Consider the following 25,321-nt stretch of genomic DNA (forward strand, 5'->3'; position numbering starts at 1 on the left):
GAAAAATTCCACGTTCAGTAACCCGTCATCTCGAGATATCCAACCCCGCTGTGGCTGCCGGAAAAGCGGATCGGTCCTTCCCAATAGGGAAAGCGCGTTCCCATCCAGCATTTCGGGTTCACTGGCGTGCACGAGATCGCGAGCGAGAGCGATGGGATGGCGATGTCCCAGGTGGTTGGAATCCGGTGTCCGGCCATATCCGTGAAAACCCTCGGAGTCATGGCGATGTCGGAGGATCCAAGCCGCATTTCCCTGCCATCGGGCGAAAACCATTTTCCCGAAATGAAGTCATGATTGCCTCTGTCGCGCAGCCGGAACAGCATGAGCTTTTCGCCGCGATTGAGATGCAGCGACAGCCAGTCCCATCCGGTTTGATCGGAGGCGAGTGGCTGGCTGCTCCATTCGCGGTCCATCCACGCAAGTCCGGTGACCTCGGCCGGCTTGTCGTCGACGGTGATGCGGCCACGCGCTCTAAAATAAGGCTGGCTGTAGTAATAGGACGCCTGTCCCTGTTCCGATTTCACGCTGTAGCCGGCATCGCCTTGCAGAACCAAGGCATGATCGGCTTCGAGACGAAGGGTGTAAGCGAAGTCGTTGCCGGCTGCATTGAGTTCGAGCGGTGAAAGCGTGTCGCTGTTCATCCTCTCGCCACCGCGCATTTGCCAAGCGTCGATCCACGCCTCAAGGGGCGAGGCTTGCGAGCCCGCTTGTCCAACGCCGCCGCGCGCAAAGGTTTCGCTGAAGCGATGTGTGTCGGCGCGGGTGACGGCAGCGTGTCCCATCCAGATCTGCTGATTGGCCCAGCCTTCGTGCTGTGGGCCGGGCGCCATCGCCTGGCGAAACAACGTCCATTGCGCGCCGTAGGCCGATCCGCTGGAATCAGCGAGGTTCGCGGTGACGTACCACCATTCGATGCGAAAGTCCGGATGCGGGCCGTGATCGGCGGGAAAGACAAGCGGCCTGCCGGGCACGACGGGTGCAAACCCCTGGCCGTTCATGCCGAGCCCGGCAAAGCCCTGCGCCCGCGCCGTCTTTCCCGCCAGCGCGGCCAATAGTGCGCCACCGGCGAAGGTCCGGCGCGAGATCAAGAAGCTGGTGGTCCGATTCCAACATTCGCAGCCCGTCTCGGCAAATAGTTCTGCGAATGTTGGAATCATTGGACCACCAGCAAATATAGGTTTGTAGTGGAGTTTTGGATTTGACATTCGCTTTGCGAACTTGCGGCAAATACCGTAGCGAATGCCAAATCCACTCCACTACCGCTCATCGGCGAAAACCTTGATCAGTTCGGCCGGCTGCAAGCGCGCCAGCTTGAGAACCGGGATGGCCGCCGCGACGAGCGAGGCTGCCATGGCGACGGCGAGAAGCTCGGCCAATTGCAGCGGGAACACGTGGAACGGCAGCCGCCAGCCAAATGCTTTCACGTTCACGATCGCGATCAGGCACCAGGCAACCAGCAGGCCGAGCGGCAGCGCGAGCAGCGCGGTGACGAGTGCAACCGACATCGTCTTGAGCAGCTCGATGACAGCCAGTTGCCGTCGTGTGATCCCGATCGCCCACAGCGGCGCAAGCTGCGGCAGCCGCGAGTTGCCGAGCGTGAGCAGGCTAGTCAACAACGCGATGCCGGCAACGGCGAGGGTGAAGGCGTTCAGCGCGGCGGTCACCGAGAAGGTCCGCTTGAAGATGCGTTTCGATTCGGCTTTCAAGGTCGCCTGATCGATCAGGCTGTGTTCGTCGAGACCGAATTTCTCGCGCAAGTCCGACATCAGCTTGGGGACGGCGGCTTGATTGGCGCGCAAGCCGATCCGGGTACGCGGGATGGTGGGGAAGTGATTTGTCAGCGCGTCAAAATTGACCGCGATCTGTGCGTTCGGATTGCCATAGTCGGCATAGATGCCGACGATCCGGATCTTCCAGTCGCCATTCGGCGTCGGCACCTCGATCGCGCCACCGATGGAAAGCTTCGAGCGCCGCGCCAGTTGTTCACTGGCGAAAGCGGCGTCCCCTTGCCGCAACCGCGCCCAGGAGTTCTCCGCCGACCGCAGCAGCGGCCAGCGGTCGCGGTAGGTGGCACGATCGGGAAGTCCGAAAATTTCCAGCGGCGCGCCGGCGAATTGCGTCTCGGCGCGTCCGCCGGGAAGGATGGCGATGACGTCACGCCGTTCGCGCAGCCATGCGGTGATGGCTTTGGCTTGCGCATCGTCGGCCGCATTGATGTAGACATCGGCCGCGAGCCTTCCGTCGAGCCAGCTCACAAAGGTCTGGCGGAAACTCTCGACCATCGTGCCGACGCCGACATTGACGGAAAGTGCGAGCAATAGCGCCATCAGGGCCAGGGATAGGCCCGAAAGCTGCTGGCGGCTGTCGGCCCAGAACCATGCGGCGAGCGCGCCGCGCGCCTGTCGCTCACCGCCGGCCAGCACAAGCTCCAACAGCAGGGGTAACGCCAGGGCAGCGCCAAGCAGGATCGCGGCGAGCAGCGCAAAGCCGGCAAGCAGGGAATCGCCGAACCAGAGAAGGCCGAGCGCTGCAGTGAACACCGCGAGCGCGGCCATCCCCTGAAGCATGACCCATCGGCGCTGCGCCTGATGCCAGGCCTGGGGCTGGGCCGCCGCGAGCACGGAGAGGCGGCCTGCTTTCAGCAGGCTCGCGGCCGCAGCCAGCAGCGCACCCAACACGCTGATCACGAGACCAGCGAGCCACCATTGCGGCCGCAGCGAAAGCTGTCCAGGAATCTGCGCGCCATAAAGGCCGCGCAGGGACGCGGCGACATCGGGCAGCAGCGCGGCTGCGATGAGATAGCCGACGACCATGCCGGCAAGCCCGGCGACGAGCGCGAAGAATACGAGTTCGAGCAGCAATACCGCATTGAGTTGACGGGATGATACGCCGCACGCCCGCAAGGTCCGCAGCATCGGCAGCCGTTGTTCGAACGCCAGCCCGATCGCGGAGTTGACGATAAACAGACCGACGAAAAACGACAGCAGGCCGAACGCAGTGAGGTTCAGGTGAAAGCTGTCGGTGAGGCGTTCGAGGTCGGTCTCGGCGTCGGGCTTGATCAGGCGAAGCCTGTCGCCGGCAACCGATTCGAGCGAAGCGCGCGGACCTTTGCTCTTGCCGATCAGAAGGCGTGAAACCTGGCCCGGCATTTTCAGTAGCTGCTGGGCGATGCCGATATCGACCACCAACACCCCAGGCGTCAGTCGTGCCGCAAGGCGCAGCGGCGGCAGCGTCATGTCGTTGCTCGCCTGCAGCGAACCGCCCTCGCTTGCGCCGAGCTCGGTCAAGGTCTCGGGCGCGACGCGCGTCTCTCCGGGCGACATGACGAAGCTCTGCAGGTCTCCGCCGATCGCTGGCGTATCGCCGACCTCCGCCGGTAGCGTCACGGGCTCGATGCCGAGCAGACGGAATGAACGTCCATCGATCTGGATGCGGCCCTCGAGAACCGGCGATACCGGCCAGCCGGCGCGACGAAGATCGACAAAAAGCTGCTGCGGGAAAGTGCCGCCGCTGCGGGAGACCAATGTGGCCGTGCGGGTGCCGCCGAATGCAGCTGCGGCGCGGTCATAGCTCGCGCGCGCCTGCTGGTTCAGGGCTTGCACGCCGCTCCACAGCGCGATCGCCGAGACGAGGCCGATCACCAGCGTCGCGAACTGCATCGGATGCCGCCGCCAGTGACTGAGCAGGACTGCGAGAACCCAGAGCGTCCGGGTCACGCGATCAATCCCGCGCTGAGGTTGACATGGCGGTCGAGCGTCGCCGCCAGACGATTGGAATGGGTCACCATCAGAAGGCTGCAACCGGTCCGCGCGACAAGGTCGCGGGTGAGCGCCAGCACGTTGTCGGCTGTCGTCTCGTCGAGGTTGCCGGTGGGTTCGTCCGCGAGCAGCAGCAACGGTTTGACCGCGAGCGCCCGACCGATGGCGACCCGTTGCTGCTGGCCGCCGGAAAGCTGCTCGGGATAGCGATCAAGAAGCCCGGCAAGGCCCAGGCGCTGCGCCAATTCGGTCTGCCAGGCGACATCGTTACGTCCGGCAATGCGGGACTGGAATGCCAAATTATCCCCAACATTGAGGCTCGGGATCAGGCTGAATTGCTGAAAGACGAGACCCAGCCGGTCGCGGCGTAATGCCGCAAGCCCGGCTTCGTTGAGGCCTGCCATTGGCGTTCCGGCGAAATCGATGTCGCCGCCGTCTGCCCGATCAAGTCCGGCGATCAGATGCAACAACGTGCTCTTGCCGCTGCCGGATTCCCCGGTCAGCGCGACGCGCTCGCCGGCTGCGACGATCAGGTTGACCCCGCGAAGAACGGAAACCTTTTCGCCAGCCGCGGAATAGGCTTTGGTCAGATTACGAACGCTCAGCACGATCTCTTTGTCCCGCGTCATGCGAAGCGATGCACCTTGCTGTCTACTTTCGATAGCCCTTCAGCATAGCCATACACATAACCCATATCATGCCCTGCGGTGGCAACGGGGACTGGATCGTGATCGGGTCTGCCCATCATCGGTTGGTTGCCGGAAAAAGGCGTGGCCGCCGGACGATCGGTTGCATTTCCGGGTTCGCCTTGCGTAGCATCACCTCAAAGCCGGTCTAACGGCAAAAGATCGCTATGAGGGGATGTCCATGAACGCCCAGTCCGCCCCTCAGGGGGCCTGGAGAATGACGTTTCTCCTGTTTCTGTTCATGCTGATGAACTTTGCCGACAAGATCGTGGTCGGTCTTGCCGGCGTTCCGATCATGACCGACCTGAAGCTTGAACCGCAACAGTTCGGCCTGCTCGGCTCGTCCTTCTTCTTCCTGTATTCGGTATCGGCGGTTGCGGTCGGCTTTCTCGCCAACCGCGTGGCAACCCGCTGGGTGCTGCTGGCGCTCGCATTGATCTGGGCGCTGGCCCAGTTGCCGATGGTCGGCGACGTCAGTTTCATGACGCTTTTGATCTGTCGCGTCATTCTCGGTGCGGGCGAAGGGCCGGCGGGTTCAGTCGCGGCACACGCCATCTACAAATGGTTTCCCGACGAGAAGCGCACCCTGCCGACGGCCGTGTTAGCGCAGGGCTCGGCGTTCGGAATCATTCTGGCGGTGCCCGCGCTGAACTGGCTCATCGTCTACCACAATTGGCACTATGCATTCGGCGCGCTCGGCGTGGTCGGGCTCTTCTGGGTCGTGGCATGGCTGCTCCTCGGCAAGGAAGGTCCGCTCGTTCCGGCTTTGGCAACAGCTGCGAAGGAAATCCGATTTCCTTATTTGCGGCTTCTTGCCTCGCGCACCTTTGTCGGCTGCTGCGCCGCGAGCTTCGGCGCTTACTGGGCGCTTTCGCTGGGTCTCACCTGGTTCACGCCGTTCATCGTGACGGGGCTCGGCTTCTCGCAAGGTGAGGCCGGGGTGGTTTCGATACTGCCCTGGATCTTTGGCGCCGGCGTTGTGCTGCTGACCGGCTGGATCTCGCAAGTGCTGGTGGCACGCGGCTACTCAACGCGCTTGGCGCGCGGGATTCTGGGCGCGGTCCCGTTGATCGCCGGCGGCATCATCCTTGGCCTCGTTCCTTATGCCGACGGCGCGAGACTCCAGATCGCGCTGCTGGTCGTGGGCTCCGGACTTTCGGGCTCGATCTATGTTGTGTGCGGGCCGATGATCAGCGAGTTTACGCCCGTCTCGCAGCGCGGGGCGGCGATCGCGATCTATGGCGCGATCTATACGCTCGCGGGCATCATGGCGCCATGGGTGATGGGCCGCATGATCCAGCGCGCGTCCGGCTCGGTGGAAGGCTATATGACCGGCTTCACGATCAACGCGGTCATCCTCGTCGTATCCGGCCTGTTGGGCCTGCTGCTGCTATGGCCCAATAGCGAACGTGAGCGTTTGCTGGCAGCCACGCAGCAGCCGAAATTCGCTTGAAGGCGATCCGGTCTGTCACGGCATCAGGCGCGAGCCGGCTTGCTTTCCGGGCTCTGCTCGGTGGCGAGCGCGAGCAGGACGGTCAGCACCATGAAAACGACCGAGCCGCCGAACACCCAATGCGGCAGGTGCTGGTCCATGATCCAGCCGAACAGCAGCGGGCTGACAGTACCGCCGATATTGAAGCCGGTGGAGACGATGCCGAACGCGCGGCCTGCGGCGCCGGGAGGGGCGGCATTACGGACCATCATGTCGCGCGAGGGAGCAATCACGCCAGAGAGGAATCCGGCCAGTCCCATCGCTCCGGTCAGCAGCAGTGGCGGCTGGCTCACGGTGGCGACGAGCAACAGGATAGCAGCATTCACCCCAAAGCAGGCGGCTGCCACCTGTCCATGACGCTCGGTGTGGTCGGCGAGAAATCCGCCGGCGAGAACGCCGGCCGCGCTGGCGCCGAGATAGGCGGTCAGCGCCAAATTGGCGCCGGAGAAGGTCGCGCCGTAACCGCTCATCAGTGCCACGACGCCGAAATTGGCGATGCCGGCATTCGAGAGGCTGAGCAGCATGAAGAAGACCGTCAACACGACGAGCGCCGGTGTGATGACGTTTTGCTTCGGCGCGTCGGCTCTGTCCGTCTCCTTGTCGGCCGCGCGAACATCGGGAATGCCGAAGATGAGGATAAGGAGCGCCACCAGCGGGCCGACAGCGCCGGCTGCGATCAGCGCGCCGTTGCCGCCTGTCGCCGCCACCAGCCCCGCGATAACGGCAGGCGCCACCGCGCCGCCAAGGAAACCGGCGAAGGTGTGAATCGAAAAGGCGCGGCCCATCCGCGCTTCGTTCATATGGGCCGAGAGGATTGCATAATTGGCCGGGTGATAGACGCTGTTGGCCAGTCCGAGTAGCGCCGCGCTCACGATCAGCCACGAATAGCTGAGATGCAGGCCGAGTGCGATTAGCGCGCCGCCGCCGAGACAAAGGCCGATCAGGAGGATCTTCCGCGCGCCAAGATGGTCAGCCAGATAGCCGATCGGCGCCTGCGTCAGGCCGGAACTCACTGCGAAGACGGTCAGCGCAAAACCGAGTTCAACATAGCCGACATGGAGTTGCTGTTTCAGAAAAGGAAACAGCATCGGCAATGCGAAGATATGGAAATGGCTCACCCAATGCGCGACCGAAATCAAGCCCAGCGTACGAAGCTGATCGTCGGTTTCGGCCTGTTTGGATGCAACTGGCGGCGCGGCCAGAATATCGGCCATATCAGGGGTTTTCCTCGCTTCGGCGAGGCAAAATATCGGCGCTAGCGGTTACTTGTCCATGAATAGGGCTGCATGGCAGCCCTTAAGAACAAGGGTTATGAGGCGACGCGCCCGGGTTTGTCTCACATATAACAACGGTCAGCCGGTCTGCACGGGGCCGCCGGCCTTCTTCCAGGCGTCGATGCCGCCGGCGATATGGGCTGGATTGGGCAACCCGGCTTCCTTGGCGGCATTGACGGCCATCGCCGATCGCTCGCCGTAGGCGCAGAAGAACACGATGCGCCGTCCGGTCGCGGTCGCGACCTCGCGCAGCATCCCGCCGGGCTTGAGGCTGTCATCGATCGAAGGATACGGCGCATGCAATGCGCCGGGCAGGGTGCCGTGCTTGGCGCGCTCGCTTGTTTCACGCAAGTCGACGAGCAGGATATCGGGACGGCCGAGGCTCTTGATCGCGTCGATCGCGGTGAACGCCAATCCCTGCCTGGTCAACTCGTCCTGGTGCAGGCCGACGCGGATATTGGCCGGCACCGCGACATCCATCATCTTGGGGTTGGGCAGCTTCAGATTGTTCATCAGCTCCACATATTCGTCGACCGAGCGAACCTGCAGACGCGGATTGTAGCGCTTCTCTTCGCCGATGGTGGATACGGTGTCGCCCTTGTAGTCGTGGGCCGGAAACACCATGGTTTCATCGGGTAGCTTCAGCAGGCGATTGAAGATCGACTCGTATTGCGCCCGCGCGCTGCCGTTCTGGAAATCGGTGCGGCCGGTGCCGCGGATCAAGAGCGTGTCGCCGGTGAAGACGCGATCGCCCATCAGATAGCTATAGGAGTCGTCGGTGTGGCCGGGCGTGTACATGACGTCGAGCGTGATTCCCTCGATGGTCACCCGGTCGCCATCGGACACTCGCATCGACACGACGTCGGCCTTGGTCTCTTCGCCCATGATGGTGATGCAATGGGTGCGGTCGCGCAGTTCGCCGAGGCCGGTCACATGGTCGGCATGCAGGTGGGTATCGACAGCCTTGACCAGCTTGAGGTCGAGTTCGCGCAGCAGCGTGCAGTAGCGATCGACCCGTTCCAGAACGGGGTCGAGGATCATGGCCTCGCCGCCCGCGCGACTCGCCAGGAGATAGCTGTAGGTGCCGGAGACGCTGTCGAACAACTGACGAAAGATCATGGCCAAGAAATCCGTGAACCGATCCGGCCATCGTATCACGCCGGAAGCCCTAGCGCCCTACTGTTCCACGATACCGGGATTGCCGGTGACGCCTCGCAACGCAACATTGTCGGCAGTTTCGGCGCGCGGTTTGGCGCTGCCGAGCTGTTTGGCAAGAACGTCCCATACCGGCATGCCTTGCTGCGGATTGACCGCGGCCCAGCCCGCAACCGAATAGTGCTTGTGCGATTCAACAGCTCGGCCGTTGTCGAGCTTCAGGTCGGAAATCCGCCGGCCGATGCTTTCCGAGGGCGAGCAGCTGTAGCTGAGGCCGCCGATGCGCACCATGTCGCCGCCCTGCTGGTGGTAGGGGTCGGCGTTGAACAGATTGTCGCAGACATCTTCGAGCGTGTTCTTGATTTCGCTGCCGGTCAGTCTCGAGACGTAGGTTTCCGGATAGGTGATGGCGGTCTCGGCCAGCACGTCTTCCATCGTCAACGGCTGATTGGCGAGGAAAGTTGCGCCCCAGCGAAAGCCCGGCGACAGCGCGATCTCGGCATCGAATTCGCGGCGCAGCGCGGTGCAGATCAACTGGTCGACAGTGCCGGTAAAATTATCGCGACGATAGAGCAGGCGGTCGATGGTGGTGATCTTGCCACTCCAGCCAGCCACTTGCGGGCTGCGAATCTTCTCGATCAGCCCGGTCATCTCGGCATCGGGCTTGAGCAGTTCCGAGAACACTGGCAGCAGGTGGTAACGCACGTCCCGCACGCGGCCCCCGGCGAGATCGAGATCGAGCACGCCGAGGAACTTGCCGTTCGAACCGGCATTGGTAACGAGCGTGGTGCCGCCGGAATTGGTCACGGCAATGGCTTGCGGAATAGCGTCGTGGGTGTGACCGCCGAGAATGACGTCGAGCCCGTGCACGCGGGAAGCCAGTTTCAGATCGACGTCCATGCCGTTATGCGACAGCAGCAACACCGCGTCGGCCTTCTCGGTGGAACGAAGACTGTCGATCAGAGCCTGCAATTCCTGCTCGCGAATGCCAAAGGTCCAGTCCGGCGTGAAACGCTTGGGATGTGCGATCGGAACGTAGGGAAAAGCCTGGCCGATCACGGCCACACGGTACCCGCCGATGTCCTTGACCATTGCCGGCTTGAAGACGCGGCCTGATGCCGGATCGAGGGCCTTGGCGCCGTTGAACGCGGCTTCGTCTGTCAGAAAGACGTTCTGCGCCAGAAACTCGCCCTTGAAGCGCGCGAGGTTGTTGCGCAGCGTTTCCTCGCCATAGGTGAATTCCCAATGCCCGGTCAGCGCCTCGACGCCGAGCAGGTTGGTCGCTTCCACCATGTCGGCGCCGCGCAAGGTGTTGGCGAGGCCGGTGCCTTGCCAGGAATCGCCACCGTCAAGCAGCATGGAATTTCGCGGACCAGCCTCGTTACGCAGTCGGTCGATCAATGTTTTCAGATGCGCGAAGCCACCGAGCTTACCGAAGCGCGCCGCCGATTTCTCGAATTCGAGCGACGTGAAGGCGTAGGCATCGGCGCTCTCCGCCTTGATGCCGAAGCGGTCGAGAAAGGCGTGGCCGACGAGATGCGGCGGTTGTCCGGCCATCGCACCGATGCCGAGATTGACGCTCGGCTCGCGGAAATAGCCAGGCAACAACTGGGCGTGCGTATCGGTGATATGCAGGATGCGGGCATTGCCGAAGCGCTCGAGGTCGTAGACACCGGGCTCGGCGCTGCGCGCGCGGTGCGGCAGGGCGGTCGCGAACGCTGCGGCGCCTGATAGGCTCAAGAAATCCCGGCGGCGAAAGGTCATGGTCGGCGTTGCGTCATTCTCTAAGGAACCCTCAGCGTATCTCGAGATTTTTCCAGGCCTCTTTCTCGCTATTGGCCTGAAAGATCGAAGCCTTGGCCAACGCTTCAGCCTCTTTCGCGGCGGCAACCGCGCGGTCGAAGTCGCTCTTTTCGGCGGCTTTCCGTGCATCCGCCAAGGCGGTCTCCGTCGGGAGCCATTGGTTGCGCAAGACGCCGGCTTGCTTTTCGGCGGCCTCCGCCGCGGCATAGGCCGTTTTGAAATCGGCTTCAGGGCCCGCGGCAAACGCAGCGCTTTTGGTTGACAGGATCGCAAGCAACCCAAGAATTCCGAGCGAGACTTTCGACAGGCGTCTCATGGCCGTGATCCCGGTCCGGAAATGGGCAGACCATTGCTGACATAGGACAGATAATATTCGAGGTCGCGGTATTCGTCGCTTTGCGGCGGAAGCGGCACGCCGCGCACCTGGCTGTTGCAGCTGATGAAGCGGCGACTGGTCGTGCCCATGCCGCCCCATTCGGAGCGGTAGATCGGCATCGCGTTGAGGATCCCGAGCGCCGGCGCCAGCACCTCGGCGCGCAGGTGCTCGCCCGGATTTTGAACGTGGCAGGTCGCGCAGGAAAAATTCAATTGCCCGCGCCGCGTGTAGAAATAGCGCTTGCCGTTTTCGTAGGCTTCGATCGCGCGCGGGTCGTTCGGAATCTTGATGTCGAACGGCATGCCGCGCGAAGTGTAGGCCATATAGGCGGTCAGCGCCGCCATGTCCTCGCCGGTATAGGAAATGGCTTTCTCGCCATTGGCCTCGCGACACTGGTTCAGCGCGAGCTCTAGCGTGACGACCTTGCCGCTTGCCGCGTCGAATTGCGGATAGTTCTGCCTGATGGCAATACCCTGGTCGGCAAAGCAATCCGCATAATGTTTGCCGTTCGCGAAAGGCCTGGCGAACAATTCCTTGCCGTTCTCGAGCGAGAATTCATAAGGAGGAAACTGTTCCTTCTCCTCCCATTGCCGCCGCATGTCTTCATTCAACGCGTAGGGTCCGTTGACGAAATCGTCCGGCTTCACGTTGGGGAATTTGTGAAGGAAATAGTCGCGGAAGGCGCGCGCTTCCGCCGCCGGGTCGACACTATCGGCGCCGGCGGGCGCTTGCAGAAGCGTGACCACCAGGCTCGCCAGCGAAATCAGGAGAAATCTCACGCTCAACCGTCTCCCGGTTCGGCCAACACGCGTTGCCACGACCAGCTCCTATTGAATCTTGAATGTGGCGCTGTCGGTCCCGCCCTTGTTGTCGATCCAGCTCACTTTCAGATCGTCGCCCTTGGCGCCGCCTTTGAAGGCGAACTTGACATAAGGATCCTTCGAGACCGCCGTGCCCCAATCGGCGATGAACACCGGCCGGCCGTTGTGTTCGAAGGTCAATTCCGTGATGAAATGCGCCGGGATGAATTCGCCCTTGTCGTTCTTGATAAACCCGGAATCCATCGGATGCTGGATCAGCGTCTGGACCTCGGTGGTCTCGCCCTTTGCGATCGCGCGCACGCGGATGCTCGATGCCATGGAAAATTCTCCTGTCCGCTAGCCGCCGCAGCCGCCGATGGTGACCTTGACTTCCTTCGCCGCGCTGAAAAGCTTGCCGCCGGATTCAACGAGCGCGATGACGCTGCTGGTCTTGGCCATCTTCAGGCGGTTGGCGATATCGGGCATCGTGCCTTCCGGTATCTTGTAATAGGCCGCCAGCACGTTCGGGTTTGCCGGCACGACAAAAGCGACCGAGGTGACGTTCGGGAGGCTGGTCGAGACCGAGATCGGAACGACGGCGCCGTTCTCGGCGATCTCCGGCGCGTCGAGCTTGATCTGGTCGGATGGCTCCGCGGTGCGGCCGTAGAGCAGTCTGATCGCCTCCTTGCCGTCCTTTTGCCTGAAGGCGTCTTCCGGATATTTGTCATTGGCCGCGGCAAGAGCGGCCGGCGCGAACGACGTGATGCCGAACCCCGCGAGCGTAACAAAGCCGGCGCCGCGCAAGACGAGCCGTCGTGTAACCGGAAAGCGTCCTATGGAAGTCGTCATCGTTCCATCTCCCAGATTCTGTCGCGCGTTGTCGCGTCTTCATGTTGCCGCGTCTTCATAGTGTTTGCAGAAAATCCACGATCGCGTCGATTTCCTGCTCAGTCAGAATATGATTACGGCCGAACGGCGGCATAGCCGTGAGCGGATTCCGCCGGGTCTCGTCGGTCAGAATGGCGATGAGGTCATTGCGGTCGGGATACTTGCTTTTGATGTCCTTGAGCGCGGGACCGATCGTACCGGGAAAGTCGCCGCCCTTGATCTGGTGACAGCTCAGACAGTTCCCCTTGGCCCGGTCGAACGCAATTTTTTGTCCCTCGGCTGCGTTCGATTGGGCGTGCGCTGCACCAAACGGCGAGGTGACGGCGATCAGCAGCGCCATCAAAAGCAATCTGAATGAGCCTCGGTCGGTCAAAGCGCGGTTCCAGCGGGGGATCAGTGCGAATATAACCGTTGAAAGCACAAAGGCTATCGCCTGACAACGCGGTGATACAAGCGAAATCCGGGAGGATCGTGATGGCTGAATACGTCGTTGAATTTGGCAAGGATGGCGGCCGCCGATGCCGTCGCGAGCCCGCCTCGCGTCAGCCGCGGCGACAAGATTTTCCGCGAACGCTTCTTCTACGATCCGGCAATGATCACGGTATGATTACGCCGCGCGCGCCCGCAGCAGGTCCTCGACGTCGAGCCGGCGCGTGAACATCGCGAGCGAACCATCGGCGTTGCGCGGCCATTCGGCGGGCAGTCGGTCGCGGTAAAGCTCGACGCCGTTTTCATCGGGGTCGCGTAGATAGAGCGCTTCGCTGACGCCGTGGTCGCTGGCGCCGTCGAGCGGAATGCCGGCGCTGATCACGCGATGCAGCGCGTCCGCCAGTGCGGCGCGGGTCGGATAGAGGATCGCGGTATGAAACAGCCCGGTGGTGCCGGGGGCAGGGGGATGGCCGCCTTTACTTTCCCAGGTGTTGAGCCCGATGTGGTGGTGATAGCCGCCTGCCGAGATGAAGGCGGCTGTGCTGCCGTAGCGCTGCATCAGCTCGAAGCCGAGCACGCCGCAATAGAAGCCCAGCGCGCGCTCGAGATCGGCGACTTTAAGATGAACATGGCCGATCCGGGTGCCGGCGACGATCGGCGGATTTGGCGGCATGGCTGCTTCCCCTTGCTCGATCGTTGGAATCTAGGGAGCAGCCGGGGCTCACGCAAGCTCGGATGCCTGCCCGTCGGGCAGGCCGAATTCAAACGTATTCAGTGTCATCGAGACCATGGTGTAGTAGCCGCACAGCCCGATCACCTCGACGACCCCCCGCAAGGAGAGCACCTCGACGGCCTGGTCGTACAGCGCCTTCGGTACACCATGGCCTTCATGCAGCGATTTCGCCACGTCATAGATCATCTGCGCCTTGGGATCGTCGAAAGTGGGCGTGCGGCGGTCGCGGATGTCGTCGGCAATCTTCGGATCCATGCCGCCGGCAAGCGCGAGGCGCTTGTGGGCGAACCACTCGTAATGCGAGGTCCAGTGCCGCGCCGTGACAAGGATCGCGATCTCGGACAACTTTGCGGGAAAGATCGTGTCGAAGCGCAACACTTCGCCAAGCCGCGTGGCGTGCTGCGCCATCTCGGGGCTGTTGAGCCAGGCCATCATCGGCGCCGGCGGCCGGCCGCGTTTACCGGCGACCGCTTCGTCGTAAGTCTGTCTTTGTTCGGGGTTCATTTCCTCGGGTGTGAGCAGCTTTATCCGCATGATTGTTTCCTTTTTCTTGGTTGTTGTTTCGTCATTGCGACACTTTCTCCGTCATGCCCGGCAGGAGGCCGCGGATGAAGAGTGAGATCGATTCTGGACGGCTTCGTCGCTTGCGCTCGCTTGCGCAAACGCTTTGCGTCTGTCGCAGGCAATGACGAGGAAAAGCTTACCGGATCGGCGGCGCGTACTGGATGCCGCCGGCGTTCCAGAGCTGGTTGAGCCCGCGCGGAATCTTCAGTTTGGATTCCGAGCCGACATTGCGGTCATAGACTTCGCCATAATTGCCGACATGGCGGATGATGCGGACCGCCCAGTCCTTGGTCAAGCCGAGTTCCTCGCCGTAATTGCCTTCGGTGCCGACCAGCCGCATCACGTCGGGCTTCTTCGACTTGAGGGCCTCGTCGATGTTCTTGGAGGTCACGCCGAGTTCCTCGGCGTTGATCATCGCATAGAGCGTCCACTTCACGATCAGCATCCAGTCGTCGTCGCGCTCCCGCACCACGGGCGCCAAAGGCTCCTTGGAAATCACGTCGGGCAGGATGGTATGCTCGCCGGGCCTGGCAAAATTCAGCCGCAGCGCGTAAAGCTGCGACACGTCGGCGGTCAGCGTGTCGCATTGTCCGGACTCGTAGGCCTTGACGACGTCTTCCAGCTTGCCGAACTTCTTTTCCTCATACTTCATGTTGTTGGCGCGGAAGTAGTCGGCGAGATTGAGGACAGTCGTGGTGCCGTCCTGCACGCAGATCTTGCTGCCATTGAGATCGAGCGCGGAATCGATGTTGCGCGAGCGCGGCAGCATGAAGCCTTGCCCGTCATAAAAGGCCACCGCCGGGAAATAGAGGTCATAGTCTGTCTCGCGCGACAGGCTCCAGGTCGAGTTGCGGGAAAGAATGTCCACTTTCCGATTTTGCAATTCCTTGAACCGCTCGTTGGCGTCGAGCGGGATGAACTTCGCCTTGGTCGGGTCGTCGAAAATGGCGGAGGCGACCGCGCGACAGAAATCGACGTCAAAGCCGGTCCAGTTGCCCTTGTCGTCGGGAATCGAGAAGCCCGGAAGCCCCTTGTTGACACCGCACAGCACCTCGCCGCGGCGAACGGTCCGCTTTAGCGTTCGCGTGTCGTAGAAGTCATAGGTGACGGCAACGGCCGCAACCGCAACGGCGACCGCGAGCCCGATCAGCAGGCCGCCTCGGAATGTACGCATCATTGATCCCTCGCCCCATCGGGAAATTGGAATGGATTTTCAAAAGGAGATTTGGGTTACAGCTCCGGCCTTTGCCGCACCACGACCTTGGTGCCCACGGGCACGCGGTCATAGAGGTCCATGACGTCTGAATTGACCAGCCGGAAGCAGCCGGACGAGACCTTGGTGCCGATCGTGTCCGGCCGGTTGGTGCCGTGAATGCGGTAAACCGTGGTGCCGAGATACATCGCCCGCGCGCCAAGCGGATTGCCGGGTCCGCCGGCCATGAAGCGCGGCAGATAAGGCTGGCGCTGGATCATTTCCGGCGGTGGCACCCAGTCCGGCCACTCCGCCTTGCGGGCGATGTTCAACAGACCCTGCCACTGAAACCCGTCGCGGCCGACGCCGATGCCGTAGCGGATGGCGCGGCCGCCCGGCTGGACCAGATAAAGATGCCGTTCGGCGGTCGAGATGATGATGGTGCCCGGCGGCTCGGTGGTGCGGTAATACACCATCTGCTTCTGCCACTCCGGATCGAGCTGATAGGTGTCGTCGGCAATCAGGCCGGGCTGGTCGGCTTCGTCAGGCTGTTGCGCTAAGCTGACCGAGGCCGAAAACATCAAGCCTGCTGCCGCTATCGTCATGCAGATCAGATGACGAATTTTTGTCATTTAACGCTTCTCCGCCCTTACCGGCCGCTACCGGCGCGGCTACGTCGTGTGTTCCATCAAATCCCAGGGGCGGGATGATGGCAAGCACGCCGGAACTCCCGCATCCCGGTTCGTCGCCTTTTATGGGCGGGGCTGCAAAGGGCTTTTGGGCGTGGTGGTGGGCCCGCTGTGAATATGAACAGCTGCACGCGGCGACCATCGTTAAAGCGATTCACGATGCGGCGCGGATCGCCGCATCTTTCGCGCGACCAGGGCCGACGTTCAGGCGGCGAGACTCTCGACGCCCGCGACCTTCAGCAGATCGGCGAGCTGCTTGCGGGCGTAGAACATCCGGGTCTTCACCGTGCTCTGGGGAATGCCGATGATCTGGCCCACTTCCTCGACTGATTTCTCATGGTAATAAACCAGATTGATGATCTCGCGATGCGCCGGCGACAACTTGGCGACGCAGGCACGCAGGATCGCGCTGGTCGAGGAGCGGTCGAGGCAGGCTTCCGGCGTTTCAGCGTCGTCGGCGATCTCCAGCATTTCTTCCTGATCGATGTCCTCATGCCTTCGCTGGCGCAAGGCGGTGAGCGCCTTGAAACGCGCGATCGACAGCAGCCAGGTGGAGACCTGGGAGCGCCCCTGGAATTGGTTTGCGGTCCGCCACACGTCGAGAAAGACCTGGCTGGTCAGATCTTCCGCCGTCGCCGCGTCGCGCACCATCCGCAGGATGAAGCGGTAGACCCGGACATGGTGGCGCGAATAAAGCGAATGCATCGCGGTTCGATCGCCTTCGGCGATGCTTTCAAGCAGCGCTTCGTCTGATGTCGCCTGCACTGCGATCAGGCACTGCTGAGCTGCGGCATTGATGGCTACGATTTTAGACATGACGCCCTCCCGGTGTCGCCCTTCGTTGACCCATTGGTAGTCAGCGACGGTTTCGGGACGTCTGCACGAAAAGGAGAAAATGGTTTCGTGGGCAGGAGAATTGTTTCGTCGCGGCGCTAGCGACGAAACGATCTTGGCAAAAAGATTAGCAAATTCAATCAGATAGATTTTTGTGGGCCATCGCGGCGATGGCTGCGGTCAAGGGGAACAAAAACCTTGAAGGCTGACGGTCGCCCCGTCAATCAATGACCTGTCGACGAATCCGTTAGCGGCAGCTCGAATTGGCGGCGAGAATATTGTTGAGCAAGCGAGAAGCGCGATGGCTCGAGGCCGGCGCCATCGCAATTCAAGCCTATTGTTTTAAGTGTGATCGCCCAGCGACGCCTGATCGGACAGGTTGCCCCGACAACCTTCCTTTCCCCCATTTGCGATTCTTTGCCGCATCAGAATCGGAAAGTCCTGAAAGCGAGGCGGTTCAACCTTTCTCGCCTGCGGGCGAGAACAGGTAGCCGCCGCCACGAATCGTCCTGATGACGGACGGCTTGGTAGGATCGATTTCGATCTTGCGGCGAATTCGCATGATCCGGAGATCGACCGCGCGGTCGAACGCTTCGCTGTCGCGGGCATTGGCCAGTTCCAGCAGCCGTTCACGCGAAAGCACACGCTTCGGATTGGCTGCAAACACCTTGAGCAGCCCGAATTCGGAAGCGGTCAGCGGATGCTCGTTGCCTTCATCGTCGCGCAGCGCCTGGGCCTGAAGATCGAGCCACTTGGTGCCGAATCGAACCAGCGCGTCCTTGGCTGCTTTGGCGCCGCCAGCTTCCGCTGCAGCCCGCGCCGGCGTGCTTCGCCGCAATACCGAGCGGATTCGCGCCATGAGCTCGCGCAACTCGCAGGGTTTGGCCACATAATCGTCGGCGCCAAGTTCGAGGCCAACCACGCGATCGATCGGGCTCGCCGTGGCCGTCAGCATGATAACCGGTACGTTGGTACGGCTCTTTAAGTCGCGAATGATCGAAAGCCCGTCTTCCTCGGGCATGTTGAGGTCGAGCACGACGAGATCCGGCACGCTTTTCTCGATGGCGCCGCGCAGGCTCTTGCCGCCGTCGCACAGCGTCACGGTGAATCCGTGCATCTTCAGATAATCGCCGACCATTTCGCGGGCCGGTGCCTCGTCGTCGACAATGATGATATGCGGACTTTGGCTCATGGATCACGCCTCTGTCGGCAATGTGATGGTGAATGTCGAGCCCTGCCCGGGACCGGCGCTGTCGGCGCTGACCTCGCCGCCATGCATGTCGACAATGCGTTTGACGATCGACAGCCCAAGCCCGGTCGAACTCTCGCCCGCGGTCGGTTTGGCGGACAGTCGCTGAAAACGACCGAATAACCGCCCGATATCTTCCGGCGACAGACCGGCGCCTTCGTCGGCGACGCGGATCACGGTCTTGTTCGCTTCCTGGCTGACCACGACCGAAATCTTGCCGCCGATCGGGCTGTATTTGATGGCGTTGCTGATGAGATTGTCGATGGCTTCGCGGATCCGGTCCGCATCGCAGGCAGTGATCAGGTTGGGCTCGGCCGAAACCGCGATGGATTGTCGTTTGTTGACGGCAAGCGGCTGGTTGGCGTCAGTCACCTCGCCGACGAGAGCGGCGATATCGACTGGCTCGCGGCGAATGGTGATGTCGAAGGCGTCCGCCATCGCGTCCGAAATCAGCTGATCGACCATCGAAGTCAGCCGCTTGGTGGCGTCGCGAATATGGTGGATCTGCGACGTGATGTTGTCGTGCGGGGAGCCGGCGGCGATCAGCTCGGTCAGCATTTCGGTGCGGCCGAGAATGACGCCGAGCGGGTTCTTGAGGTCATGGGCGACGGTGCCGAGAATTTCGTTCTTGAAGCCGTTGGCGCGCTGCAGGCGCAGCCACTGCGCCGACAGGCGGCGATTGGCCTGCATCAGCGCGCGGGTGCGTTGGGCGACGCGATCCTCGAGCTGGGCGTTGGCCGCCTGCAATTGCTGGTAGAGGATCACGTTGTCGAAGGCGATCGAAAGCCGGCTGCCGAAGATTTCCACCAGCGAGCGGTCGGTCTCCGACAATTGCCGCTCGGCCTGCAGCAGCACCACGACCTCGCGGCCGCTGCCGGTGCGAACATAGAGCACGCTGCGCTGGTCAACGAATTCATGCTTGCGGCGCCTGAAGGCGGCCTCCACCATCGAGCGCAGATCGGCGTCGAGCGCCCTGGCGCCCGAGGCGCCGATGAAGCGGCTGTAGCAGCCCGAGCCGGCGAGGACGGAGAAATCGCCGCTGATATCGCCGCCGTCGCGCAGCACCAGAATGCCGGCGCAGTCGACGTTGAGCAGCGAAGCGATCTGCGTCAGCACGCCCTCGGCAAGGCGCTGCATCGATTTGAAATCGTAGAGCGTGGACGCTGCATCGATGATGATCTCCAACCCGCGGCGGGTCTGCACCATGCGCTCGAGCTGCTGATAGCTGCGCAGCGCCGCGGTGAGAGAGGTGAATAGCTTGTCGGCCGTCAGCTCGGTCTTCGCCTTGTAGTCGTTGATGTCGTACTGGATGATGACGCGGCGCTCCGGCGCCTGTCCGGGCTGCCCGGTACGCAGGATGATGCGAACGGTCTCGTTGTGGAGCTCGTCGCGGATATATTCGACGAGATCGAGGCCGGCAGCGTCGGTTTCCATGATGACGTCGAGCAGTACGGCGGCAATGTCGGGATGCGCGCGCATCAGCGCCCGTCCCTCCGCGCCCGAATAGGCCGACAGGATCTCCAGCGTCTGCCCGTTGAGGCTGTAATCGCTCAGCGCAAAGCGCGTGCCTTCATGCACCGCCTGATCGTCGTCGATGACCGCGACCTTCCATTTGCGCGCGCCGGGGATTTCCGGATCGGCGCCGGTATCCTCGATCAGGTGGAGGACATCGTCCTGTTCGGCCATGCAGAGGTCCTGTCGCGGTCCTGGTGTTCACTTGCCTGCCCGCCCCTGGCGGTCTTGTCGGTGCTGGGCATGATAATGCGAAACGTGGTGCCTTGTCCCGGCCTTGAATCCAGCATCATCCGCCCGCCCAGTTGCTGTGTGACGAGATTGTAGACGATGTGCAGGCCGAGTCCGGTGCCGCCCTCGTTGCGGCGCGTGGTGAAGAAGGGATCGAAGGCCTGCCGCTGCACGTCAGGCGTCATGCCGGCGCCGTCATCGGAAAAGATGATCTCGACATCGTCGGTGCCGCGCGACTTGGCCGATATCGTGATGGTGCCGGAGCGCCCGTCAGGGAAGGCGTGGTTAACGGCGTTGAGAAACAGGTTGGTCAGGATCTGGCCATAAGAGCCCGGATAGCCGTCAACGGCGAGGTTTTCAGGTACCTCGACCGACAGCGTAATCGACGCTTTCTTCAGGGCGGGCCGCAGGCTCGCGATGATCTGGTCGGTCGCCTCGCTCAAGCTGAAGGTGCGCCGTTCGGCATGCGAGCGGTCTACCGCCACCTGCTTGAACGACTGAATGAGCTCGCCGGCGCGATGCAGATTGCCGACCAGTTGTTGGGCGGCGTCGCGCGAGGTCTTGACGAATTCGTCGAGCTGCGAGCGCCGCAGTCCGTTACCGCTCCTGAGTTCTTCCTCGAATGCCTCGGTGCGGCGCGCAAAGCTCGACGCAACCGTCAGGCTGATGCCGATCGGATTATTTACCTCATGGGCGACGCCGGCAACAAGCCCGCCGAGCGCCGCCAGGCGTTCGGCATCGATCAGGTTCTGCTGGGCGGTGCTCAGTTCGTGCAGCGCGTTTTCCGCCTTCTCTTTCGAAGCGCGCAGTTCGTCTTCGGTCTTTCGCTTGGCGACGGCGTTTTCGCGGAAAACGTCGACCGCACGCGCCATCTCGCCGACCTCGTCGCTGGCGCCGGTGCCGTGGACCTTGCGGTTGAGGTCGCCCGAGGTGATCGCATGCATTGCCGTCATGATGTGCTGCAGCGGCAGGCGGATCGACAGCGCGATCAAAACGCCGGCGGTGATGATGATGCCTAAAAAGATCACCGCGACCGAAAGCACCTTTCTTGAAATGTCGGCGAGCGTCTGATCGAACGTCTCCTGCGCCTTCTGCTCGCGCCGACGCATCTTGACTGACAGTCCGTCGATGGCGCTGGAAGCGTCAGCCTGGCTGGCGTCGATCACATCACGCAGCAATTCGGTGCGGCTGGTCAGCTGCGCCGACAATTTGGCAAGCCCTGCGCTGAGCGCCTTGGTGCGCTCGTTCAGGCGCTGCAACGCCCTCCGCTGCAAGTCGTTGTCGGCGAGGTCGATCATGACCGGAATGGTCTGCTCGATGGTTTCGGTATTGCGGCCGGCTTCTTCCGCCGACGCCGTCGCCAGAGACAGGTAATAGGCATTGGCGGCCACCAGCATGGCCGTGAAAGCTTCGCGGGATTTACCGAGCGACGGCCAGATCAACGCGTCGCGGTGGCCGGTGGCGCCCTCGATAATCGAATAAAGCCCGGCCATGTCGCGGGCGGGGGTGAGGACTTCATCCTCATAGGTCTTTGTGATCCTGGCCTGTACGGTGCGCAGTTCGCTGAAGCCGGATAGAAAGCGCTCGGTGACGCGTTCAAGCCGTTTCACCGAGCCTGACAGCATCGGGTCGGTTGCGGCCCGCGTCTTCAGCGTGCCGAGAACCGTCTCGCGCGAATACGAGATCTCGCCGAACGTTTCGGGGCTGGGCTGGGTGATGTAGCGATGGATCAGGTTTTGCAGATGGCCGGTTTCGCTCTCGAGCGTCGCCAGCACCTTGTCGGACTCCCGCACCTGCCGCACATCGTCCCACGCCGATCCCAGCACCTGCGCGCCATTCCAGATCAGCGCGACCAGCACCACGACGACGGCTGAGTTCAGTGCGGCGATCGACAGGATGCGCCAGCGGATCGGGACCGCGCGGACCAGCGCGACCAGCCGCGAATGGCCCCGCGCCGCCAGGCTCGGTTCGGTGATCTCGTGCTGGTCGGCGCTTCCGTTCAATTCAGGAACTTCAAATGGCGAAGCGGCACTGGAATTATAGAATTGTTGGTGCCCATGACTTTCCGAAGTTCGTGAACGGTGGGTGCCGAGTCGCGACACGAACTTCGGAAAGTGGGCACCAGCAACTTGTCCCCCTGTGATGATGTCGGTGCTGAGGAGAAAAGGTTCAACATTTCTCTCGCGGTGCATTTTGAGCACAAGTTCGCGCAAACCGGCCCTGTCGGCGCGTGCTGGCGCGGCCTCCTTGCCAACGGCTATTCGGCTGGCCGACCGCGAAGGCACAAACGGACTGATCGCCTGCCCATTTATTCAGCAAGTTTATCCTGCTGCATGCAACGGGTTTTTGCCTCGCCAATCTTTGCGGTAGACCGGACGGTCGCACGATCTGCCAGATAAATCAGGGATTTAACGGTCGAATACCAAAATCCCTCGGGTTGGCATGAGCCTTGCGACGCTGGTTCGGAATTGATCTTCCGTTGTGCTGGAGCACCCGGTGAAGCACCGCGACTTTCTAATTTTCCTCGCCCGCGAAACGGCGCGGGCGATCCGGTTGCCGGGTGGGACCGCCGCGCGGTCGGCGACCTTGCCGGAGGTGAGCGAAGGCAGTCCCAGCAATCCGGATATCCAAATGCGAGGAGATCGTTGCCTCACCGCGGCATTGTGATGCGGACGCGGCGGACCGTCGAGTAGTGTACGTTCGGACCACTCTTCGGCCAGCTCTTGGGCGATCGGTCGAATGCCAAACAAGACAGCCGCTGGCGGAATTCGCCTTCCGCCACCTGATCATGAAGGAAGCAACAATGGCTGACGATCCGCTCGACGAATATATCGGCGCCGCTGCAAAACTCCTGAAGCTTCCGGTCAAGGATGCCTGGAAGCCGGCGGTGCGCGCCAACCTCGAAGTGTCCATGCGCCTGGCACGGCTGGTGGACGAATTTGGATTCCCCGACGAAGCCGAGCCCGCCAGTGTCTTCACAGCCTGATCATGCATCGGCCACGATGTCCGCCTTGGACATTGCGCGCGCCGTCACGAACAAGAAATCTTCCGCGCTTGAAGCGACCGAAGCCGCGCTGGCGCGGATCGCAAAGCACAACCCCGTCCTGAACGCGTTCACCGACGTCACCGCGGAGCGGGCGCGTGCGAAGGCGCGCGCGGTCGACGAGGCAATCGCTGCCGGCAAGAATCCCGGACCGCTCGCCGGCGTGCCCTTTGCCGTGAAAAACCTGTTCGATGTGAAGGGGCTGCCGACCCGCGCCGGATCCAAGATCAACCGCGATCTGCCTGCTGCCGCGCGCGACGCGACGGTGGTCGAGCGGCTGGAAGCGGCCGGCGCCGTGCTGGTCGGCGCGCTCAACATGGGCGAATACGCCTACGACTTCACCGGCGAAAACATTCACGATGGTCCCTCGCGCAATCCGCACGACCCGACCCGGATGACTGGCGGCTCTTCGGGCGGTTCCGGCAGCGCGGTCGGTGGGGCGCTGGTGCCGCTGACACTCGGTTCGGATACAAATGGCTCGATCCGGGTGCCGTCGTCGTTTTGCGGCGTGTTCGGATTGAAGCCGACCTACGGCCGGCTCTCCCGCGCGCGCTCGTTCCCCTTTGTCTACTCTCTCGATCACGTCGGTCCGCTGACGCGCTCGACCGCCGACCTTGCTCTCGCCTATGACGCCATGCAGGGGCCGGATGCCGCCGATGCTGCTTGCACGACGCGGCCACCCGAACCGGTGTCGGGCCTGCTCGATCAAGGTATCGGCGATTTGCGCATTGCCGTTGCCGGCGGTTATTTCGAGAAAAGTGTCTTTCCCGAAGCGACCGAAGCCATCAGCCGCGTCGTCAAGGCGCTTGGTGTGAACCGCACCGTCGAAATTCCGGAAGCCGCGCGCGGCCGCGCCGCCGCCTTCGTCATTTCGACTTCCGAGGGCGCATCGCTTCACCTCGACCGGTTGCGCACCAGGCCAGACGATTTCGATCCGGCGGTGCGCGATCGCCTGATCGCGGGCGCGATGATCCCGGCATCGTTGATCGATCGTGCGCAGAAGTTTCGACGCTGGTATCGCAGCCGGGTGCTGGAGTTGTTCAAATCCGTCGATGTCGTCCTGGCGCCGGCTACGCCGTGCGTCGCGCCGAAACTTGGGCAGGTGAATTTCGTGCTGGATGGCGCGGAAATGCCGGTTCGCGCCCATATCGGCGTTCACACCCAGCCGATTTCCTTTATCGGGCTGCCCGTGGTCGCCGTCCCGGTGCCGCTTGAGCCGATGCCGATCGGTGTGCAGATCATCGCCGCACCCTGGCGCGAAGACATTGCGCTGCGGGTGGCGGCGGCCCTGGAGCGCGAGGGCGTCGTCTCCGCAGCCCCGCCGCGAGGTATTTGAAATGCAGGTCGATCTTCCCGATGTGCTGGCCGAGGTGACCGCGCAATTTGCGCGTTACGAGAAGGCGCTCGTGAGCAACGACGTCGCGGTACTTGACGAGCTGTTCCGCGACGATCCGCGCACGCTGCGCTATGGCGGCGGTGAGAACCTCTACGGCTACAAGGAGATCATGGCGTTCCGCGCCGGCCGTTCGCCGGTCGGTCTGATGCGCCGTCTCGATCGCACCGTGATCACGACCTATGGCCGCGACATGGCGGTGGCCTCGACGCTGTTCTACCGCGATAGCGCAACCCGCAAGGTCGGACGCCAGATGCAGACATGGGTGCGGTTTCCGGAAGGTTGGAAGATCGTGGCGGCGCATGTCAGCGTCATCGATGAGCCGCGGGACCAGAAGGCATGAGCCTCGACGATTTGCGAGATGCCGCCGCCCGGCACGCGCCTTCGCAAGTGCAGGCGGTCGCGCCCCCCGATAGCCGCATCGTTCGTGCCGACAAGCTGACCCGCGCCGAAGAGTTGCACCTGCAACTGGCCGACGAGATCGTGCGCGGCGCGCTGGCGCCGGGATCGGCATTGGACGAAAGCGACATCGCGCGGCGTTTCCGTGTGTCGCGCACGCCGGTGCGCGAAGCGTTGCGGCAGCTCGTGGCGTCGGGCCTCGTAGAGGCGCGCGCCCATCGCGGCGCGGTGGTGGCGCAGCCCTCGATCGAGCGCTTGAGCGGAATGTTCGAGGCGATGGCCGAGCTTGAAGCATTATGCGCCGGCCTGGCGGCGGAACGAATGACGCCGGCGGAGCGCTACCGGCTGGAGCGAATTCACGAGGAGCTGCGGGTGCTCAGTCACGCCGGCGATCCGGATCGCTTTAACGTCCTCAACGAACAATTTCACGGCTTCGTCTATGCCGGCGCGCAAAACGGCCATATCGCCGAGATTACGCTGGCGACGCGTAAACGTGTGCAGCCGTTCCGCCGCGCCCAGTTCCGCAATCTCGGCCGGCTCGCCCAATCGCATGCCGAGCACGACCGCGTGGTGGTGGCGATCATGCGCGGCGACCGCAACGGTGCGGCGAATGCGATGCGCGCGCACATCGCGCGGGTGCATGGCGAATACGAGATTTACGCCGTTTCGGTGTGAGCGGTCCTCATCCTCTTATGTCCCATGTCAAGAGTAAGGGCATGACGAAGGGTTTTCTCCGAGCATTTGGGAGAGAGTGAGCGGGGATGATCGTGCAAAGGTGGAAGCAGAACCCAGAGACGTCGGTCAACAAGCTCTTATTCGCG

24 protein-coding genes are annotated in these 25,321 nt (G+C 62.5%); 5 read left to right on the forward strand and 19 right to left on the reverse strand.

All coding sequences use genetic code 11. The features are described from left to right. Positions 1-14 precede the first annotated feature (14 nt). The 3 genes from M6D32_RS08200 to M6D32_RS08210 all read right to left on the reverse strand — a co-directional run bounded on the left by M6D32_RS08200 (position 15) and on the right by M6D32_RS08210 (position 4,387). On the reverse strand, positions 15-1,157 hold the full coding sequence (locus M6D32_RS08200; protein ID WP_298255146.1) for a lipocalin-like domain-containing protein: 1,143 nt from the start codon (positions 1,155-1,157) through the stop codon (positions 15-17). A gap of 99 nt (positions 1,158-1,256) precedes the next feature. Beyond that, positions 1,257-3,716 (reverse strand): ABC transporter permease, encoded by a 2,460-nt coding sequence (locus M6D32_RS08205; RefSeq protein WP_298255148.1) that lies wholly within the window; start codon positions 3,714-3,716, stop codon positions 1,257-1,259. Next, positions 3,713-4,387, reverse strand: a complete 675-nt coding sequence (locus M6D32_RS08210) for an ABC transporter ATP-binding protein (protein WP_298255151.1) — start codon at positions 4,385-4,387, stop codon at positions 3,713-3,715. The genes M6D32_RS08205 and M6D32_RS08210 overlap by 4 nt, the downstream gene beginning before the upstream one ends. A gap of 238 nt (positions 4,388-4,625) precedes the next feature. Here M6D32_RS08210 and M6D32_RS08215 point away from each other — a divergent pair, with 238 nt between their 5' ends. After that, a complete protein-coding gene (locus M6D32_RS08215) occupies positions 4,626-5,897 on the forward strand; it encodes an MFS transporter (RefSeq protein ID WP_298255153.1) in 1,272 nt (423 codons plus the stop codon). Positions 5,898-5,920: 23 nt separating this feature from the next. On the opposite strand, the gene M6D32_RS08220 is transcribed toward M6D32_RS08215, so the two are convergent. The 16 genes from M6D32_RS08220 to M6D32_RS08295 all read right to left on the reverse strand — a co-directional run bounded on the left by M6D32_RS08220 (position 5,921) and on the right by M6D32_RS08295 (position 21,641). Beyond that, positions 5,921-7,150 (reverse strand): MFS transporter, encoded by a 1,230-nt coding sequence (locus tag M6D32_RS08220; RefSeq protein WP_298255155.1) that lies wholly within the window; start codon positions 7,148-7,150, stop codon positions 5,921-5,923. Positions 7,151-7,288: 138 nt separating this feature from the next. Then, positions 7,289-8,329 (reverse strand): MBL fold metallo-hydrolase, encoded by a 1,041-nt coding sequence (locus M6D32_RS08225; protein ID WP_298255157.1) that lies wholly within the window; start codon positions 8,327-8,329, stop codon positions 7,289-7,291. A 57-nt stretch (positions 8,330-8,386) separates the two neighbouring features. Then, on the reverse strand, positions 8,387-10,129 hold the full coding sequence (soxB, locus tag M6D32_RS08230; RefSeq protein ID WP_298255158.1) for a thiosulfohydrolase SoxB: 1,743 nt from the start codon (positions 10,127-10,129) through the stop codon (positions 8,387-8,389). Between the two features lie 31 nt (positions 10,130-10,160). Next, on the reverse strand, positions 10,161-10,484 hold the full coding sequence (locus M6D32_RS08235; RefSeq protein WP_298255160.1) for a hypothetical protein: 324 nt from the start codon (positions 10,482-10,484) through the stop codon (positions 10,161-10,163). After that, positions 10,481-11,329, reverse strand: a complete 849-nt coding sequence (gene soxA, locus M6D32_RS08240; protein ID WP_298255162.1) for a sulfur oxidation c-type cytochrome SoxA — start codon at positions 11,327-11,329, stop codon at positions 10,481-10,483. Before soxA ends, M6D32_RS08235 begins: the two co-directional genes overlap by 4 nt. A gap of 42 nt (positions 11,330-11,371) precedes the next feature. Further along, positions 11,372-11,683 carry a thiosulfate oxidation carrier complex protein SoxZ gene (gene soxZ, locus M6D32_RS08245; protein ID WP_298255164.1) on the reverse strand — a complete coding sequence of 104 codons (312 nt, stop codon included), beginning with the start codon at positions 11,681-11,683 and terminating at the stop codon, positions 11,372-11,374. 18 nt (positions 11,684-11,701) lie between these two features. Then, entirely contained in the window at positions 11,702-12,193 is a 492-nt protein-coding gene (soxY, locus tag M6D32_RS08250; RefSeq protein ID WP_298255167.1) for a thiosulfate oxidation carrier protein SoxY, read from the reverse strand. Positions 12,194-12,248: 55 nt separating this feature from the next. Then, the gene (soxX, locus tag M6D32_RS08255; protein WP_298255169.1) at positions 12,249-12,572 is read right to left on the reverse strand and encodes a sulfur oxidation c-type cytochrome SoxX; all 324 of its coding nucleotides are present in this window, start codon (positions 12,570-12,572) and stop codon (positions 12,249-12,251) included. 267 nt (positions 12,573-12,839) lie between these two features. Beyond that, complete coding sequence (locus M6D32_RS08260) at positions 12,840-13,334, reverse strand: VOC family protein (RefSeq protein ID WP_298255171.1); 495 nt, start codon at positions 13,332-13,334, stop codon at positions 12,840-12,842. 48 nt (positions 13,335-13,382) lie between these two features. Beyond that, complete coding sequence (locus M6D32_RS08265) at positions 13,383-13,928, reverse strand: carboxymuconolactone decarboxylase family protein (RefSeq protein ID WP_298255173.1); 546 nt, start codon at positions 13,926-13,928, stop codon at positions 13,383-13,385. Positions 13,929-14,094: 166 nt separating this feature from the next. Continuing rightward, a complete protein-coding gene (locus tag M6D32_RS08270) occupies positions 14,095-15,132 on the reverse strand; it encodes an amino acid ABC transporter substrate-binding protein (RefSeq protein ID WP_298255175.1) in 1,038 nt (345 codons plus the stop codon). Between the two features lie 56 nt (positions 15,133-15,188). Continuing rightward, entirely contained in the window at positions 15,189-15,782 is a 594-nt protein-coding gene (locus tag M6D32_RS08275) for a L,D-transpeptidase (protein ID WP_298255177.1), read from the reverse strand. A gap of 261 nt (positions 15,783-16,043) precedes the next feature. Beyond that, on the reverse strand, positions 16,044-16,655 hold the full coding sequence (locus M6D32_RS08280; RefSeq protein ID WP_298255179.1) for a sigma-70 family RNA polymerase sigma factor: 612 nt from the start codon (positions 16,653-16,655) through the stop codon (positions 16,044-16,046). 475 nt (positions 16,656-17,130) lie between these two features. After that, on the reverse strand, positions 17,131-17,865 hold the full coding sequence (locus M6D32_RS08285) for a response regulator (RefSeq protein WP_298255181.1): 735 nt from the start codon (positions 17,863-17,865) through the stop codon (positions 17,131-17,133). Between the two features lie 3 nt (positions 17,866-17,868). Beyond that, complete coding sequence (locus M6D32_RS08290; RefSeq protein WP_298255182.1) at positions 17,869-19,608, reverse strand: DUF3369 domain-containing protein; 1,740 nt, start codon at positions 19,606-19,608, stop codon at positions 17,869-17,871. Continuing rightward, complete coding sequence (locus M6D32_RS08295; protein WP_298255202.1) at positions 19,578-21,641, reverse strand: HAMP domain-containing sensor histidine kinase; 2,064 nt, start codon at positions 21,639-21,641, stop codon at positions 19,578-19,580. The genes M6D32_RS08290 and M6D32_RS08295 overlap by 31 nt, the downstream gene beginning before the upstream one ends. A gap of 827 nt (positions 21,642-22,468) precedes the next feature. On the opposite strand from M6D32_RS08295, the gene M6D32_RS08300 reads away from it, so the two are divergent. The 4 genes from M6D32_RS08300 to M6D32_RS08315 are packed head-to-tail and all read left to right on the forward strand — an operon-like array spanning position 22,469 to position 25,175. Beyond that, complete coding sequence (locus M6D32_RS08300; RefSeq protein ID WP_298255184.1) at positions 22,469-22,651, forward strand: DUF4089 domain-containing protein; 183 nt, start codon at positions 22,469-22,471, stop codon at positions 22,649-22,651. A 16-nt stretch (positions 22,652-22,667) separates the two neighbouring features. Next, on the forward strand, positions 22,668-24,044 hold the full coding sequence (locus M6D32_RS08305; RefSeq protein WP_298255186.1) for an AtzE family amidohydrolase: 1,377 nt from the start codon (positions 22,668-22,670) through the stop codon (positions 24,042-24,044). 1 nt (position 24,045) lies between these two features. Then, positions 24,046-24,444, forward strand: a complete 399-nt coding sequence (gene hpxZ, locus M6D32_RS08310) for an oxalurate catabolism protein HpxZ (RefSeq protein WP_298255188.1) — start codon at positions 24,046-24,048, stop codon at positions 24,442-24,444. Further along, the gene (locus M6D32_RS08315) at positions 24,441-25,175 is read left to right on the forward strand and encodes a GntR family transcriptional regulator (protein ID WP_298255190.1); all 735 of its coding nucleotides are present in this window, start codon (positions 24,441-24,443) and stop codon (positions 25,173-25,175) included. Before hpxZ ends, M6D32_RS08315 begins: the two co-directional genes overlap by 4 nt. Positions 25,176-25,321 lie beyond the last annotated feature (146 nt).

Origin of the sequence: Bradyrhizobium sp., assembly GCF_027307225.1 — a bacterium.
In the GTDB taxonomy this organism is placed as follows: domain Bacteria; phylum Pseudomonadota; class Alphaproteobacteria; order Rhizobiales; family Xanthobacteraceae; genus Bradyrhizobium.

Excerpts from the sequence above, each read along its gene's own strand:
- M6D32_RS08200 (WP_298255146.1), bottom strand. The coding sequence starts at position 1,157 with ATGATTCCAACATTCGCAGAACTATTTGCCGAGACGGGCTGCGAATGT.
- M6D32_RS08210 (WP_298255151.1), bottom strand. The coding sequence starts at position 4,387 with ATGACGCGGGACAAAGAGATCGTGCTGAGCGTTCGTAATCTGACCAAA.
- M6D32_RS08215 (WP_298255153.1), top strand. The coding sequence starts at position 4,626 with ATGAACGCCCAGTCCGCCCCTCAGGGGGCCTGGAGAATGACGTTTCTC.
- M6D32_RS08220 (WP_298255155.1), bottom strand. The coding sequence starts at position 7,150 with ATGGCCGATATTCTGGCCGCGCCGCCAGTTGCATCCAAACAGGCCGAA.
- M6D32_RS08225 (WP_298255157.1), bottom strand. The coding sequence starts at position 8,329 with ATGATCTTTCGTCAGTTGTTCGACAGCGTCTCCGGCACCTACAGCTAT.
- soxB (WP_298255158.1), bottom strand. The coding sequence starts at position 10,129 with ATGACCTTTCGCCGCCGGGATTTCTTGAGCCTATCAGGCGCCGCAGCG.
- M6D32_RS08235 (WP_298255160.1), bottom strand. The coding sequence starts at position 10,484 with ATGAGACGCCTGTCGAAAGTCTCGCTCGGAATTCTTGGGTTGCTTGCG.
- soxZ (WP_298255164.1), bottom strand. The coding sequence starts at position 11,683 with ATGGCATCGAGCATCCGCGTGCGCGCGATCGCAAAGGGCGAGACCACC.
- soxY (WP_298255167.1), bottom strand. The coding sequence starts at position 12,193 with ATGACGACTTCCATAGGACGCTTTCCGGTTACACGACGGCTCGTCTTG.
- soxX (WP_298255169.1), bottom strand. The coding sequence starts at position 12,572 with ATGGCGCTGCTGATCGCCGTCACCTCGCCGTTTGGTGCAGCGCACGCC.
- M6D32_RS08260 (WP_298255171.1), bottom strand. The coding sequence starts at position 13,334 with ATGCCGCCAAATCCGCCGATCGTCGCCGGCACCCGGATCGGCCATGTT.
- M6D32_RS08265 (WP_298255173.1), bottom strand. The coding sequence starts at position 13,928 with ATGCGGATAAAGCTGCTCACACCCGAGGAAATGAACCCCGAACAAAGA.
- M6D32_RS08270 (WP_298255175.1), bottom strand. The coding sequence starts at position 15,132 with ATGCGTACATTCCGAGGCGGCCTGCTGATCGGGCTCGCGGTCGCCGTT.
- M6D32_RS08275 (WP_298255177.1), bottom strand. The coding sequence starts at position 15,782 with ATGACAAAAATTCGTCATCTGATCTGCATGACGATAGCGGCAGCAGGC.
- M6D32_RS08280 (WP_298255179.1), bottom strand. The coding sequence starts at position 16,655 with ATGTCTAAAATCGTAGCCATCAATGCCGCAGCTCAGCAGTGCCTGATC.
- M6D32_RS08285 (WP_298255181.1), bottom strand. The coding sequence starts at position 17,865 with ATGAGCCAAAGTCCGCATATCATCATTGTCGACGACGAGGCACCGGCC.
- M6D32_RS08290 (WP_298255182.1), bottom strand. The coding sequence starts at position 19,608 with ATGGCCGAACAGGACGATGTCCTCCACCTGATCGAGGATACCGGCGCC.
- M6D32_RS08300 (WP_298255184.1), top strand. The coding sequence starts at position 22,469 with ATGGCTGACGATCCGCTCGACGAATATATCGGCGCCGCTGCAAAACTC.
- M6D32_RS08305 (WP_298255186.1), top strand. The coding sequence starts at position 22,668 with ATGTCCGCCTTGGACATTGCGCGCGCCGTCACGAACAAGAAATCTTCC.
- hpxZ (WP_298255188.1), top strand. The coding sequence starts at position 24,046 with ATGCAGGTCGATCTTCCCGATGTGCTGGCCGAGGTGACCGCGCAATTT.
- M6D32_RS08315 (WP_298255190.1), top strand. The coding sequence starts at position 24,441 with ATGAGCCTCGACGATTTGCGAGATGCCGCCGCCCGGCACGCGCCTTCG.